The 14,778-nt window shown below is 55.4% G+C and carries 9 protein-coding genes; 2 read left to right on the top strand and 7 right to left on the bottom strand.

Translation table 11 applies throughout. From position 1 onward, the window contains the following. Window positions 1-193 precede the first annotated feature (193 nt). Complete coding sequence (locus BM382_RS20225; protein WP_011058550.1) at window positions 194-460, top strand: hypothetical protein; 267 nt, start codon at window positions 194-196, stop codon at window positions 458-460. A gap of 77 nt (window positions 461-537) precedes the next feature. Here BM382_RS20225 and BM382_RS31665 read toward each other — a convergent pair whose 3' ends face one another. The 4 genes from BM382_RS31665 to BM382_RS31995 all read right to left on the bottom strand — a co-directional run bounded on the left by BM382_RS31665 (window position 538) and on the right by BM382_RS31995 (window position 3,741). Then, window positions 538-1,176 (bottom strand): hypothetical protein, encoded by a 639-nt coding sequence (locus BM382_RS31665; protein WP_139187213.1) that lies wholly within the window; start codon window positions 1,174-1,176, stop codon window positions 538-540. A 459-nt stretch (window positions 1,177-1,635) separates the two neighbouring features. Continuing rightward, the gene (locus tag BM382_RS20215; protein ID WP_041115091.1) at window positions 1,636-1,926 is read right to left on the bottom strand and encodes a hypothetical protein; all 291 of its coding nucleotides are present in this window, start codon (window positions 1,924-1,926) and stop codon (window positions 1,636-1,638) included. Window positions 1,927-2,332: 406 nt separating this feature from the next. Then, window positions 2,333-2,719 (bottom strand): SCO4402 family protein, encoded by a 387-nt coding sequence (locus tag BM382_RS20210; protein WP_072443720.1) that lies wholly within the window; start codon window positions 2,717-2,719, stop codon window positions 2,333-2,335. Beyond that, complete coding sequence (locus tag BM382_RS31995; RefSeq protein WP_175456901.1) at window positions 2,692-3,741, bottom strand: VENN motif pre-toxin domain-containing protein; 1,050 nt, start codon at window positions 3,739-3,741, stop codon at window positions 2,692-2,694. Before BM382_RS31995 ends, BM382_RS20210 begins: the two co-directional genes overlap by 28 nt. A 65-nt stretch (window positions 3,742-3,806) precedes the next feature. Between BM382_RS31995 and BM382_RS20200 the strand changes: the two genes are divergently transcribed. Beyond that, window positions 3,807-4,211, top strand: a complete 405-nt coding sequence (locus BM382_RS20200) for a helix-turn-helix domain-containing protein (RefSeq protein ID WP_015633700.1) — start codon at window positions 3,807-3,809, stop codon at window positions 4,209-4,211. 320 nt (window positions 4,212-4,531) lie between these two features. Here the strand turns inward: BM382_RS20200 and BM382_RS31660 are convergent, their stop codons facing one another. The 3 genes from BM382_RS31660 to BM382_RS20190 all read right to left on the bottom strand — a co-directional run bounded on the left by BM382_RS31660 (window position 4,532) and on the right by BM382_RS20190 (window position 14,754). Beyond that, complete coding sequence (locus BM382_RS31660; RefSeq protein ID WP_139187212.1) at window positions 4,532-4,792, bottom strand: hypothetical protein; 261 nt, start codon at window positions 4,790-4,792, stop codon at window positions 4,532-4,534. Between the two features lie 37 nt (window positions 4,793-4,829). Beyond that, window positions 4,830-5,192, bottom strand: a complete 363-nt coding sequence (locus tag BM382_RS31655) for a hypothetical protein (RefSeq protein ID WP_139187211.1) — start codon at window positions 5,190-5,192, stop codon at window positions 4,830-4,832. 331 nt (window positions 5,193-5,523) lie between these two features. Further along, window positions 5,524-14,754, bottom strand: coding sequence for a hemagglutinin repeat-containing protein (locus BM382_RS20190; protein ID WP_170866340.1), 9,231 nt, complete (start codon window positions 14,752-14,754; stop codon window positions 5,524-5,526). Between the last annotated feature and the right edge of the window lie 24 nt (window positions 14,755-14,778).

Below are 14,778 nucleotides of genomic sequence, written 5' to 3'. Positions count from 1 at the left end.
ACACCTGGAAATACAGTCGCAAGCGGGATGGATGTGTACGGAAAAAGCCCTACAACGCTCTCGGAAAAGACGCCACCACACTTGCCTTGCACCCTCGCAAGCCGGCGGCTTATAGTCCGGCCGTCGCCCATATGGCGACCTGGTTTGGCGACCGGGGTAACGAGTACATCGATCCATTAAGCGAGGTGTACTAATGAACCGTTATATATCCCTAACCGGCCACGACTGCCTGATTCCTTCCCTGCTGATCGACACCCAGGCGCCCATCGATGTGCTGCACGACGCCGCAGCCTTTCGCATCCGCGCCGCGACCCAACTGCTGGAGAACTTCGCCGCCGAGACCCTGCGCAGCGAACCGGTGCTACTGCAGGAACTGACCCTGGTGTGCAGCATCCTGCTGCGCGATGGCTGTGATCTGCTGGATGTGACATCACGGCGTTTGCAACCGCAAATGACCTAGTCAATAAATAAGGGCGACTTTAAAGTCGCCCGCTGCCTTTAGCGGAAGTTGCTCACTTATATTGTTCAGCAACACATTCATCTCCTTCGGCATTCATTACTTTTGAAATGCATGGTCGGAATATCGATTTTTTTAGTGTTCACAAATATATCAGGAAGGGTTATCGAAAAATCGTCCAACTGCCCCAGCGACAATTGGATAGATATAACACTGGGTCGATTTTTCTTCGCTTCAAAAGTCGTCTGCATTTGCGGAGCAAAAATTTCTCTCTGGTCTCCATTATTCAATCGCAACACTATATAAGACGAGAATGTACTGATGAACGTAGGGTTTTGCGCATGCATTTTCTGCATGACATGTGCTTGTCGAACAATGGCCTTGGCCTCTTTGCCGAAAGCCCATTGTTGTTCAGGCTTATATGGATGAACCTCAAACTCAATTCTCAATTGAGTGTCTGTTGTACCGGTAATAGATCGAGTAACAGGGTCAAATTCTGGCGTACCTGGCAGCGTGGTATAAACAGTCGCAATCACCGCTCCAGAAAAATCGCCAGGATTTACAATCCCATACCAAAAGGCACTTCGCCTGCCATGACAAGTCGAATTAGAGTGACCCTTATTTATATTCGTAGATTCAGGATGAATATAGGGACCAACACTACATCCGGAAAAAATTAGAAAAACACTAAAAAAAGACAGTCTCAGCATCTGACTCACTTGAATACAAACTCCTGTATTTCACGACCTCCCGCTTCTTTAAATAGTCACCTCTTTCAAAGCTGTTCGTCCCTATCTATAGCCATTAGACTAAAAAACATAACAGCTTTTCGTGTTTGCGGCCTCATATCTCCAAGACTTTATAATTCCATCCCTAGAAACCAAAACAGAATATCGACAATCTCTTATCCACGTTATGTAAAAGCGCCTGCCTTCCCCTTCTTCGAGCACACGATCAAACACTTCATTTCTATTTACCGGCGACCAATACGAATCTCCACACCCTCGACTACAGTCCGAATAAATATGGGACTCAAACTTAGTACCAACCAGAGCATTCATCCCGTCAGTCCAGTGAGAGTATGAAGGGGCACAACCCACAAGCAAAAACAGCACTAAAATAATAGCATTATTTCTTATCACGCCTTTTCTCCAGCAGTTCCTTTTGCAGCTACAAAATCACAATCGAATTAAAGTGATTGGAAACTGAACGTCCTCGCCGTCAACATACATCCAGGATATTGAAAACAGCTTTTTTGATGTTTTTTCATCAAATGGCATGAGTAACATCACAAACTCATCCAGTTCGCAACTATACTCAACACCTCTTATATCTGAGTCATCATGCATCTTCCCGGTTAGTTTTCGCTCAACGCCGTCAACTATAAAAACATAAAGAATTTCCTGAGAGCCCTCAGAATAACAAAGCGACCGAATTACAACGCTACTGCTTATATACGGATTGCCCATTCCATACGTCCTTAAAGCTATAAAGATCCATCTTACGAGTCTTTAATCAACACTCGGCCCGCATCATCACCCCCACTAACAACAACCCAACGCCCTATTTTATTTTCCGAATCCCACATTATTGCACTTCACAAGCCTGTTTTATTCAATGCATTAAAACTAGACGTATACAACAGTATTACCTGCCCAACCAGAGTCAAATTTATTCAGCTTGTTTGCCAACGTACTCATAGAGGTAAGCTCTGTCCCCAACTCAACTTGAGTAGCAAAAATCCTACGATCTCTCAGCATCATCTTACCGCAGGCAACTCCACAACCTGTGGGAGTAATTTGCTTTACAACATAATGAAGAGCCCCGCGTGAACCGGGGTTCTTTAACTTTAAGCATTAGATAAAATCAAGACGTCTATACCTGAGAAAACTCTACTAAAGCGTTTTTTGATGACTCAATAACATCAGCCCATTCAGGCTTCGTCAGATAGTCCTCATCCGCAAGACAAGTCCCATATTTATCGAAAACCTTATCAATACTCTTAACAACATCGGAAATTGCTCTTGCTTCGTTTTCCCCTCTAAGCACAATTCCGATCCAAGAACGAGGGTCGGTTGCTAAATCGGTATCATCGTATAAAAAATGAACAGCGTAATTAAACTCATCATAAGCTATATCCGAGTCAGATCTAGACACCCATGCTCTGTATTGATAATCAGCACTGGACAACCCCTCCAAGTAGGAAATCAGTTCGTCTCTCATCGTAGGATATTCTAGTTCGGAGAGTTCCAAGTTTTCCATTTTTTATACTCGCTCAATGGGATATGAACTTGCTCTGCATGATCTTTAATAGACCCTATAACAGGTTTACCATCTCTACCTATAATCTGACCATTTGACCTAACAATAACGTGATCCACTTGCTGAGTTGGCTGACTTATATGAGGCTCCCCCTTATCTACCCGAACACCATTTCCTTTGTTTTGGGGGTCTTGCCATCTAAACCCAGTGCCTTTTTTATTTGGAGAAACAGCCCAACTTGCTGGAAATTTATTAATTGTAGTATCTGGTACATCCCAAACTTTTGGTAGTTTACTAATCCCAGTTTCAGCATCTGTCAAAGCACTTGTCGGATTAGGATTCCTGGCGGCTTGCCCTGCACCACCAGCACTCCCTACTTTTGAGAACACTCCCACCATGCTGCCAAGCGTAGCCAGTAAGCTCGCATCCTCTACGACTTGCAACCCAACGCGAACCCAGTTTCCATTAGCCAAATTGACTGCCCGGGTAGCCTCGCCGATTGCCTGACCTATACCTACGCTGTCGCCCGCATACGTCACCGTCGTGACGGCCATATGGGTAGCAACATTGCGCTCACAAGCAGCGTTCCCTTTACATAGAGGCAGCACTTTCTCTGTGTAAACTGCCTCTACGAACTCTTCCCACCCTGCCTGAGCCTCTTTTGTCTCCAACCCGCCCTGCCGGTAGGAAGTTTCTTTCCATGTGTCGTAAGTTTTCAGACAAGCTTGCAGCCCTCCGGAATCACCACAGGATGCTTTGAGTTCGTTGCCAAATTCCGCTACTTGGTCCTTACCCAATTGATGGCCAAAAATATTGACCCCTGTTCCTAAATGATTATTTTCCACAGCATTCTTGCCAGCCCCGGCACCCGCAATTGCACCCGCGCTATCGCCTTTCGCAATTCCCCCCGCAAGCCCAGCGGCTAACGTCGATAGCGCAGCCACTGTCTGCTTTTGTTCTTCACTGAGGGAGCTGGTATCGCTGGTGCCATACAGCTGCTGGGTGATCAATCGAGCAGCCAACTCTCCACCTGCGGCGCCCGCTTCAGCTCATCACATTCCAGCGTCGGCGCATGGCGTAATGGAAGATGGCTCTATCCGTAATGCTTTATGAGACCGAGACGCTGGATATGGCCGAGAACATCACTGGCTTTGCCGAACGGCTACGCAGCCTTCGCAAGCAGAAAAACCTGTCCCAAACCGAGCTGGGGCAACTGGCTGAACTGCACTACACCCACATTGGCCGCTACGAACGTGGAACTTCACGGCCCAGCGGCGACACTTTGAAGCGTCTGGCCGATGCCTTGGATGTCAGCAGCGATTACCTGCTGGAAGGAGCAAGCGATGACGCGGCCAAGGCTAAGTTCGAGGATCGGGAATTGTTGCGGCAGTTTCAGGAAGTCGAGCAGATACCCGAAGAAGACAAGAAGGTGGTCAAGACGTTGCTCGATGCCTTCCTGATCAAAAAACATTTGCAGACGCTGACCCGTTAGCCCTGCAAAAAAGACGCGGGCCTTGAGTGCTCTAACACCCAAGACCCGCTAACCACAAGCAGCTAAACAGGAGCTGAATATGGCTAAGGCCGATCATAGGGCAGCCCTGCCCAAAACTGAACGTTTCGCCACCATCGCAGCCGATTTCTACCCGCCGTTGAGTGGCACCGAGTATCCCCAGTACCGACTTGTTCCCCCGCTTCCATTACGTGGGCATTGGTTGCAGCAGGCGGGATTTGAGGTCAATCAGAAGATTAGAATTGAGGTCAGTAAGAATAGGAGTGAAACATAGAAATCTCCCCGGCTAGCCGGGGAGATTTTCATTCCTTTTCTTCAAGGTAAGGCCAATATTCTGGCCCTTCATCCTTTTTTATCCAAATCCGAGCGCATACAGGGCAAATAATAACATCTTTGCCAGTTGCTTCTATACGATCAAAAAATCCATCAAAAGGAACTCTTCCTTTATCAGCCTGCTCCGCCAAATCATACAGTAGCTTATTTGAAACAAGAGTGAACTCATCTGAAGTAGGAGAGCTAACCAAGCTAATGACATGGGAGCATCTACATAGAAATTTAGACACTTTTACCTCCCTAACAGGCTATTAATAGCTTGCCTATCTAACTGAATAGTTTTTCCCCCTGAGAGAAAATCACTTGCTTCAGAGGAATTGGTTCCCCCCCTTTGTTTTTCCCAAAAGCTGCAGCAGCAGACTTATACATATCTACTTTGCTAAAACTCTCAGGAACGACCACCACCACTGAATTTGCCTGCCCTTGAACAACTTTCTTCTCAATCTCTCGAGAAATAGTCTTAAGGTTAAAATTATTTGGCGCATAAATATCAACCTTCCCAAATCCTTGAGCGTTGAATTCAGCAGTAGGCAAGCCAGATATGCCTTTTTTGCTTGTTTCCAAGGATACATGGATGTCATAGCCAAGATTTTGAGTAGCTTTCAGTCCTTGTTGCTTCGAAGCACTCAAACTTTCAAATGTCTTTCCGTTCTCAAAGGAAACACTTCATTTTCAGGAAATTACAGAAGTACCAGTTCCTTTTGCCACGATTTCACTGAGAATAACTAACTATTCTTGGGCATATGACACTGGGGCAGAATTAAAGCCGTTCCAAAACACCCATAATCTTCCACAACGAGAACACTTGAGAGCACTATTCATCTCTCGATAAATCGCCTCCAAATCCACCCGCCCTTGGAACTTGTCAAAGTTCTCATCTGAAATCAAAAGCCATTCAATTGGATTCGGTATCTCACCAAACCTTAACTTATTACCACATTTACAGAGCATTGATGGCATTTCACTTACCTATGATAACGATATCATTGATTTTTTTCGCCCCTGTACCATTAACTCTCCGCAGAACATCTCCCAACTGCTCTCTGGTAACGGTGCTTCTAGATAAATCTAGAACAATCCCCTCAGCTTGCGTATTTTTCTTTGCTATCGCAGAAATTATTCGGTCCGCATTACCCGTTGTAGGGGTATATACATCATAGCTCACACCATCGACTAGAAGATCTGAAGTTTTCCCTTCTGCTCTCGTACCAACAGGACGACGCAGCTCAACTTTTTTACCTTGAGCAGCCATATAGTATGCAGAATTTATCTCTGACTGAGAGAAACTTCCATTTGGATCTATTCGTAGTGTACCTTTTGCAGCTTGCCCCGCAGCCCCACCCGAGCCGTCTGTAACCTTTGAAAGCTGACTACTACCACTGGCCACCCTGCCAAAAGCGGCAATCATGGCAAACTGGACGAGCTCCTCCTTCGATGCACCGTTATTTAGTAAGTTCGTAACACCATTAACATCCACGGGTGCCAGGACCGAACTGATAACACCGTCCTTAAGAGATAACTCGCGAATTTTTTCGTCGCTTAAACCCTGCTTTTTCCACTCGGAAATCTGCTCACTGCTTCTGACTATAGCCAGATACGGGTTGCTGATGGTTCCAATGGGAGTCCAGTCATTTCCGTTGAGGGTATAAATATTCCCAAGAATTCCGCCCCAACCCGAATTTAATTGCCCTTCTTTCGCACCCTCCATCATGATGCGTGCATATTTTCCAAAAAGGAGATTCAGCTCCTCTTGGCTTAGTCCCCCTGCCTGATACAACGCAACCAGGTTTTCTCCGGACTCTTTTTCTCGCTGCCGGTACTCATTGCGTACCGCACGCTCACAACCGCCATCCCCAGCACAAGCAGAAAATTTCTCCTGCAAGTCATTCATACCGCTGATTTTTGCGGCCACCAGTTTTTCATGAAGCGCTACCAAGCTGGTTTCATTCAACTTCTCAACGCCGTACTTATTCGCTAATAAGTTGTTCTCCACAGCATTCTTGCCAGCCCCGGCACCCGCAATAGCACCCGCGCTACCACCTTTCGCAATTCCCCCCGCAAGCCCAGCGGCTAACGTTGATAGCGCAGCCACTGTCTGCTTTTGTTCTTCACTGAGGGAGCTGGTATCGCTGGTGCCATACAGCTGCTGGGTGATCAATCGAGCAGCCAGCTCTCCACCAGCAGCACCTGCAGCGCCCGCTATTGCCGAGTTACCTTGGGCCTGAGCAACGGCAGCTCCCAGCACCGCGTGAGCCATGGTGTTGAGGGCTGGATTGTCACCCGTGGTTTTCTTGATCAACTGCGCCAGGTACGGTGCCGAGGCGCCAGCCAGAGCAGAGCCGATATCTCCACCGGCCAACCCTTGCAAGGCAGCGGTCACCGCTTGAGCTACTCGCTGGTAATCCCCGCCCGTACCGTACTTGCCCATAACTTGCTTGTAGGCGTCAGTGGCAATCAGCTGCTTCTGGTAGTTCTCAACTTCCTCTTTGCTGGCATTTTTCCCAGGTCGATGGATTCCTAGTTTCTCCAGCTCATCGCTCGCGTCTTTATCCGCCTTAAGCTGCCCCTCGGTCCGAACAATGTCCGTCACCTGAGTGCCAATCTCGCCAATCAGCTGCACCTCTCGCAGGCGCTTCTGCTCCTTCTCCTTGTCGAAGATCGGGCTGATGCTGCCATTGGCGTGTTCGACGTCGCGGCTGAGGGTGGCAATGTCCTGCTTCTGCTGGCCTGGATCACGAATGTCCAAAGTGCCGTTGGAGATTGCCGATGAGGTGGTGCCGCTGGCACTGCCGCCGTGGTTGTAGGCGATCAACATGCCGCTGGGCATGTTGCTGGTGAAGCCATCAGCACCGCCGTTACCGCTGCTGACGCTGGCGCTCTGCATCTGGCTTTTGTATTCGGCCTCGTTCTTGAGATCGCTCCAGCCCAGGGTGCCCGTGCTCAGGCGGTTTTTGTCGGTTTCTGCGGTGCTGGCGATGACGCTGCCATCGAGCTGGGTGTGCTTGCCCACTTCAACCTGATAGCCGCCCTTGCCGGCGAACAACCCGGTCTGTTCCTGCACGCTCTGGTACTTGGAGTCGATCTTGCTCTGGCTGACGCTGACCGAAGCGCTGCCGGTCATCGTGCCGAACGTGAAGCTGGCACCGCCGCTGACATTGCTCTGCTTGGACTTGTAGTCGTCGGTGTCGTGCAGGCTTTGCAGCGTGAGGTCGCGCCCGACCTTGGCCGTGATCTCGTCCGCATTGACTTGCGCACCCTTGAGAACGGCGTCCCGCCCACTGATCAGGCTCGCCTGGTTACCGGCGTCCAGGGTGGTCTCGGTCCAGGTGGTGCCGGTGCCCTTTTCCTTGCCCACACCCTTGTTGCCGTTGGCGAAGATACTCAGGCCTGCGCCGTTGGGGCCAACGCCCAAGCTGACGCCAATGGCACCGCCGCTGCTGCTGTTCTTGCCATCAAGCTTTTGCCGGTTGGCCGCGGCCTCAAGCTGGATGTCACGCTCAGCGGCCAGCAGCACGTTATTGCCCGCCTTGAGTTGGCTGCCTTGCACGCGGATATCGCCATCCGCCCCTGCGGTACCGCTACCGGCAGCCACAATGGAGAGGTTGTTGCCACTGGTCAGGCTACTGCCCTGACTGACCACCTGCTCCTGAGTCTGCTTGGAACTGGACTGCTGCGAGCCCAGGGAAATGCTGATACCGACGAACTGGCCAATGTTATCGCCGTTCATCCCGCCGCCCTGTTGGGCCGCTTGCCAGGCCTGGACACCAGTCAGGCCAGCCTTGATGCCTTGCAGGGCAGAAAGGCGGCTATCGTCCTCCTCCCTGGCTTGCTTGGTGGTCTGGTACGCGGCGTCGACAGCACTGCCGACGGTTCCGGACAGCGCCAGGGTCAGGCCGCTGGTCTTGGTCTTGGAGGTTTGCTCGCTCTTGTTGTGATTTTCCGCCGCGAGGATGCTGACGTTCTGCCCGACGAGACTGATGTCCTTGCCGGCGATGACGTCGGAACCTTTAAGAGTCAGGTCCTTGCCGGCCTGGATATCGACGTTGCCCAGCACACTGCCAATGGTGCTGGCCTTGGCGTTTTCGGTGGTGCTGGACGAGGTGTTCTGAGCGCTAGTTGAACCCAGGGTGAAACCAATCCCGCCACTGCTCAACAAGCCGGACTTTTTCTTCGATGTCGAATGGCTTTGCTCGTAGGTTTCGGTGGCGCTATCGATCTCGACATTGCGTCCTGCAACCAGGCTGGTGGAGTGGGTGGAGACAATATCGCTGGCGGTCGCGCCAATATCCTGGCCGGCGCGGATGACCACAGTATCACCACTGACGGAAGAGCCCTGTTGAGTGATGGAGTTGCTGCTATCAATCCGTGTTTTTTGGCTGCTGGACAACCCGGAACTGCTGGTCTTGGTCTTGCGGTAATAGCTGTAGTCGCTGTTCTGCCCAGCGCTGAGGTTCACATCACCGCCCGCATAGAGATACGCCTCATCCCCCGCCGTCACCCGACTGGCCGTCAGCGCAAGATCCTCACCGGCCTTGAGCGCCACATTGCCGCCGGCAACCAAGGTGGTGCCCACCTGCTGAACATGATCCTCCTGGCTGGTGACCTTCTTGGTCTTGCTATACGCATGCTGCTCATTGGCCGCTGAAACCAGGCTCAGGTTTTCCGTGGCGGTCATCGCCACATCGCGCTTGGCTTCGATCTGGCTGGCGATGGCGGTGATGTCGCGGCCGGCGCTGATGGCCAGATCGCGACCGGCCTGCAGGCTGGAGCCGTTCTGGGTCACGCTGAGGTCGTTGTAGCGCACGCCGCGGTCGTTGCTGACCACCTGTTCCACAGCGCTCAGGTTGACGTCGCGACCGGCCTTGAGGCTGGTGTCGGCTCCGCTCTTGAGTACGCTGCCGTTGTTGTTGATGTCGCGCCCGGCACTGATCACCAGGCTGTTCGCCGCTTCTACCCGGGCGGCGTTGTCGACGAAGTCGCGCTGCTGGGCGTAGCTGCCGTTGCTGCTCTGGTGCGAGGTCAGGGTGCGCTCGTTGATGACGTCGCCCCAGGTTGCGGCGAGGCTCACGTCGCGCCCGGCGATGATGCCGCCGGCCTTGTTCACCAGGTCGTTGCCGGCCAGCAGGTCAAGGCGATTACCGGCTTCCACCAGGCCGCTGTTGATCAGGTTCTGCCCGGCCTGGGCCGACAGGTTGTTGGTCGCGCGCAGGGTGCCGACGTTGTTCAGGTCCTGGCCGGCGATCAGGTTGACGTCGTTACCCGCGATCAGGGCGCCGTTCGGGGCCAGTCGGTTCTTGGCCTGGGCCAGGTAGAGCACGGGCACCAGCACTTGTTCGCCGTTCACTTCATGGCTTTCCAGCCAGACGATGTCGTGGGTCAGGGCCGCCACCTGCTCGGAGGTCAGGGTCACGCCCACCGACAGGTTGAGCTGTTGCCGGCTCTGGATGGCGTTGTCCATCAGGTACTTGAACAGCTGTTCGTCGCTGTTCTGGCCGTCGATAAAACGCTGGCCGGTACGGGCTTGTACCGCTTGTTGAATCAGCTTCTGCTCGTAGAAGCCATCCCCCAGGCGTTTGGCGCTGTCGTCCGGGTTGTAACCGAGGCTGGACAGCAGGTAGTCCGAGCTCATGAACTGCTTGAGGTCGGTGAGTACCGGGTTGGTTTCTATCAGGTACTTGTGCGGCCGGGTAAGGTTCGCGGCATCCGGCAGGCCGGCGATCTGCGCCGGAGCTGGTGCGGCGCTGCTGCTCTGACCACTGAGGCGGAACAGACCGTTCTGCCCAGCGGGCAGACTAAAGCCAGGCAGGGCCAGGGGGTTGACCTGTTGCTGGGTCAGGTCTGGGGGCAGTTGCGGGTTGAGGCTGATGCGAGTGGCGAAGGCGGTACCCGGTACTTGGGTATCGGTACGCGCACCGCTGCCGACATAGGTGTAACCCGGACGGACCACGCTGCTGTCGAAGCCATTGCCGGCCTTGATGCTCACCGCTCCCCCGGCCTGGATCACTGCGGCATAGCTTTGATCACCACCGGCGAGTTTTTTCGTCGTCCCCAGGCCGACCCACTCACGTTCGGTCATGCCGATAAAACCGGCCAGCGCGCCTTCCAGACCACCCAGGTCATCAGGCGTATAATCCGCACTCTGGAACCAGTATCGGTTGGTGACAGCGTTAGCGACGTTGTACCAGGCACTGGCATTTTTGGTCCGCGCCGACATGAACACCCGGGTGGTTTCGGTCTCGCCGGTTTCCACGCCGCTGTGGGTCAAGTTGTTGACCGTGGCCATCAGGTTGCCGGCCGCGCTGATACTGCTGCTCTGGTTCAGCAGGTCGCCGGCGTTGATATTCAGGTTGACGCCAGCGGCAATGCTCGACGCCGCACTCGCTTCGGTGACTTCGAATTTGTCGCGCTGAACGATCTCCCACACGTGATTGCGTTTGCCGCCACAGTCACCGGCGTTGTAGCCCTCGATGCAGGCGACTTCAGCGATTCTGGCGGTGTAGATGCCGCCGTTGTTGGTGGCCAGCACATCGCGCATGTTCTCAAGGGTGCTGGCTGCAAGCGTCATGGAACCATCGCTTTGCAGGGTGCCGGAACGGTTGGCGATGCGGCTGGCCAGAGCCCCCTGACCATCGCGATCGATCGTCAGATGACCGAGGCTGTAAACGTTGCCGTAGCTGTTGGTCAGGGTGTCGACCCGCAGCCCCATGTCGTCGCCACTGAACACCAGCCCGTGATCGTTGAGCAGGCCGCCGGCGGTCAAGGTCAGGTTCTGGGCAGCCCCAAGGGTGCCCTGATTGTTGATGCCACTCGCGTTGAGCGTGAGCCCGGCCGCAGCGCTCAGGCGCCCTGCGTTGTTCAACTGGCCGAACACCGAGACTGTGGTGTTGCCGCCGCCAGCAATACTGGCACTGTCTGCCAGGTCCACTTGGGCAGCTTTTAGGTCCAGTTGCCCAAAGCTGCTGAGTCGGCCCTTGCTGCTGTAATGACCACTGAGGTCGATATTGACGCCTGCATCACTGCCGATCAGGCCGTCATTGATCCAGTTCACGCCGCTGCCTATCAGGCCATTGCCGGCTAGGAGCTGGCCCGTACGGGCCTGGGTCAGGTGGTTGACGTTGACTGTCAGTTTCCCGGCCTGGATCGAGCTGCTGTTGGTCCAGCGTTCGCCTTCCAGAATCAGCTGGCCGGCGGTTTTCAGACGCCCGCCCACATTCTCGAGGTTGGCCATGGACAGGCCGAACAGGCCGTTGCCGCTGTGCAGCACGCTGCCGCCACGGTTGTTGAAGCTGCCAGCGTCGAAGGCCAGGTTTTGGTTGGCGGTTTCCAGAGAGCCATCGCGGTTGTCGAACAATCCGCCGAGCTCCAGCCGTGTATCGCCACCGTCTCCCAGGGCGCGCAATTGGCCGGTCTGATTGTCGAGGCTGGCGGCCTTGATCGTCAGGCTGCTGTCGCTTTCGATGATGCCCTTGTGGTTATTCAGAGCGCCGCTGAGGTCGAAATTAATCTGCTGGCCGGCGATTTGCCCGTTGTTGCCACTGTTGTCGAAATGGCCGCCGCTAACTTTGACAAGGCCCTTGGCGTAGAGGCCACCGTTGCGGTTATCGAAATCGCCGGTGGTGATCAGCGCATCGCCGCTTTGCGCGGAAATCCGCCCGCCGTCGTTGTCTATGCCAGCCAGGGCCTTGAGGGTCAGGCGCTGGGCCTGGGTCACGCCGCCCTGGTGGTTGTTGCTCGGGTCGTAGCCGTTTTTCAGCACGCCGCGAAGATCGGCGGTCATCGCGCCTTGCACGCTAGAAAGCACGCCCCCACGGTTATCCAAGTGGCCGGCGCCGATGTTCAGGTTACCGTTCCTGGCCAGGATGCGACCACTCTGGTTGTCGATGTCGCCGGTGCTCAGGTTCAGAGCGCCTTGGCTCTGCAGGGTGCCCTTGCCATTGGTGAGGCTCCCGGCCTGAACGTGCAGGCCGCCGGTCTGGCTGTAGATCAAGCCATCACCGCTGTTCTGCAGTGCGCCGTCCAGGGTCAGGGTCAGTGGGTCGTTGGCCATCAAGGTCCCACGGTTACGATTGTCCAGGCTGGCAGCGAACAGGCTCAGCAGGCCCTGGCTGGCCATCTGGCCACCCCGATTGTCGATCTGCCCAGCGCGTTCGATGCGCAGCGGGCCGCCGCTGGCCAGCTTGCCGTGGGTATTGTTCAACGCGCCCAACAGATTAAGGGTGACGGCGGTTTTGCCGGTGAAAGTGCCGGTGCCATTGTCCAGGTCGGTGCCGGTAAAGGTCAGGTCACCCGAGGTGTCAAGGGTGCCGCCGTTGTTGCCCAGAGTCATGGCCTGCAGGGTCAGGGTGGCGGCGCTGTCGATGGAGCCGCCCTGGCTGTTGTCCAGCCGGTCGCTGATTTTGAGGCTCTGTGCACCCGCGCTGGAGATCATGCCCTTGAGGCTGTTGTCGAGGCTGGCGGCCTTGACGTCCAGGGCCTGCTGGCTGACCAGGCCACCGCCCTGGCTGTTGTTCAAGGCGTCGCTGAGGGTGACCTCGACACCGCCCTTGAGGCTGGAGACGGTGCCTTTGTTGCTGTTGTTCAAGCCTGTGCCGTTGAGGGTCAGGCCCTGCCAGCCCGACAGCAGCCCGCCCTGGTTGTCCAGCTCAGCGCTGCCGGTGATGGTCAGGGTCTGTTGCGCCAGTACCACGCCGGTGAGGTTGTCCATGCCGGCCAGTACCAGGGTGCTGCTGCCCTGGCTGGACAGCTCGCCACCGCTGTTGCCCAGGTGGCCGAGGGTGGCATTGAGGGACTGCTGGCTCTTGATCAGGCCGCCCTGGCCGTTGCGCACTTGCTCGGCATCGAGTTGCAGGCGCTCGGCGCTCAGCAGCTTGCCCTGACGGCTGTTATCCAGAGCCCCGGCACTGACCTTCACCTGGCGCTGCCCGCTCAGGGTGCCGCCCCGGTTGTCCAGGATCTGTGCCGTGTTCAGGGTCAGGTCGCGGCTGGCGACAATGCTCTTGCCGCGGTTGTCGAGATCCCGGGCGTTGAGGCTGATATCGCCGTTGGCGTTGCGAGAGTTATCGGCATTGACCCCGGCTTCGATGATGCCCTGGTTGCTCAGTTGGCCACCGCTGTCCAGCTGGATGCTGTCGCGGGCGGCGAGGGTTTTCTGGCTGCTCAGGTCGCCCCGGGTTTGCACCTTGAGATCGGTGCCGGCGTAGACCGCGCCCTGGGCCTCCAGGCTGCCGGCCTTGATCGCCACCGCGCCCTTCTCGGCAGTGGCGTCCGCCATGCGCAACTGGCCGTTGGCATCCAGTTGGATATCACCGCCACTGGCGATCAGCTTGCCGTCGAGCTTCACCCCCACCCCGGCCTCGGTGCCCACCAGTTTGATCGCCCCGGCGTACATGCCGCCCAGGGCTGATGAGTCGATGGCCAGTTGCGGTGCATCCGCCGGGTTGGCGGTGCGGGCCGTGGCGCTCAAGGTCTTGGCGTCGACGTCGTTGGCCCCGGCGATCACCGCCAGGTGCCTGGCCTGGATCTCGGCGTTGATCTTGGCGCTGCGGGTGATGATTTCGAACTGGTCGATATTGCTCGCGTTGAGGCCCGCGCCTTCGATGGCGACGCTGCCCTGGTCCACCTGGTAACGCTGGACCTGGCCGTTCTCGATCACCGGCTTGCCGGTGGTCAGGGTGGCTTTCGGGGTGTTGATGAAGCCGCAGCCATTGCAGCTCACGCCATAGGGGTTGGCGACGATGACATGGGCCGACTGCCCGGCCACTTCGGTGTAGCCCTTGAGCTGGCTGGGGCTGCCGCCGTTGACCTCGTTGAGGATCACATTGGCCGCGCGGCCGCCCAGGTTGGGGTTGCCGAGAATGATTCCGCCCAGTTGGGTTTCCTGGGTGCGGCCGGTGGCGTTGTTGAGGATCAGCCCCTGCTGGCCGACGTTGTAGTCGCTGAACTTGTTGTGCGACAGGCCGCTGCCATTGGGCGTGGCAATGTTGACGATGGGCACGCCATTGCCGGCCTGTCCCAGTGTTGTACCGCTGCCGTTGACCACGATGCCGTCGGCCATCGCCACCACGGGCTGCCAGAACATCACGTTGGCCAGGATGAACGCCAGACCGCGTTTGGACAGCCCCCAGAACGTATCCCGCGCTTGCAGGGTGGCGGAAGGCGGGCGGGCCAGAAAGGCGAGTTGGCGAACGTCCATGTCAAAAGCCTCAATGAATCAGTG

Origin of the sequence: Pseudomonas sp. NFPP25, assembly GCF_900116505.1 — a bacterium.
GTDB classification, from domain to species: Bacteria; Pseudomonadota; Gammaproteobacteria; order Pseudomonadales; family Pseudomonadaceae; genus Aquipseudomonas; species Aquipseudomonas protegens.
This window is presented reverse-complemented; position numbering and strand designations above follow the sequence as displayed.

Bases quoted from the DNA above. Each gene is read 5' to 3' on its own strand.
- BM382_RS20225 (WP_011058550.1), top strand. From the start codon at position 194: ATGAACCGTTATATATCCCTAACCGGCCACGACTGCCTGATTCCTTCC.
- BM382_RS20200 (WP_015633700.1), top strand. From the start codon at position 3,807: ATGGCTCTATCCGTAATGCTTTATGAGACCGAGACGCTGGATATGGCC.
- BM382_RS20210 (WP_072443720.1), bottom strand. From the start codon at position 2,719: ATGGAAAACTTGGAACTCTCCGAACTAGAATATCCTACGATGAGAGAC.
- BM382_RS20190 (WP_170866340.1), bottom strand. From the start codon at position 14,754: ATGGACGTTCGCCAACTCGCCTTTCTGGCCCGCCCGCCTTCCGCCACC.
- BM382_RS20215 (WP_041115091.1), bottom strand. From the start codon at position 1,926: ATGGGCAATCCGTATATAAGCAGTAGCGTTGTAATTCGGTCGCTTTGT.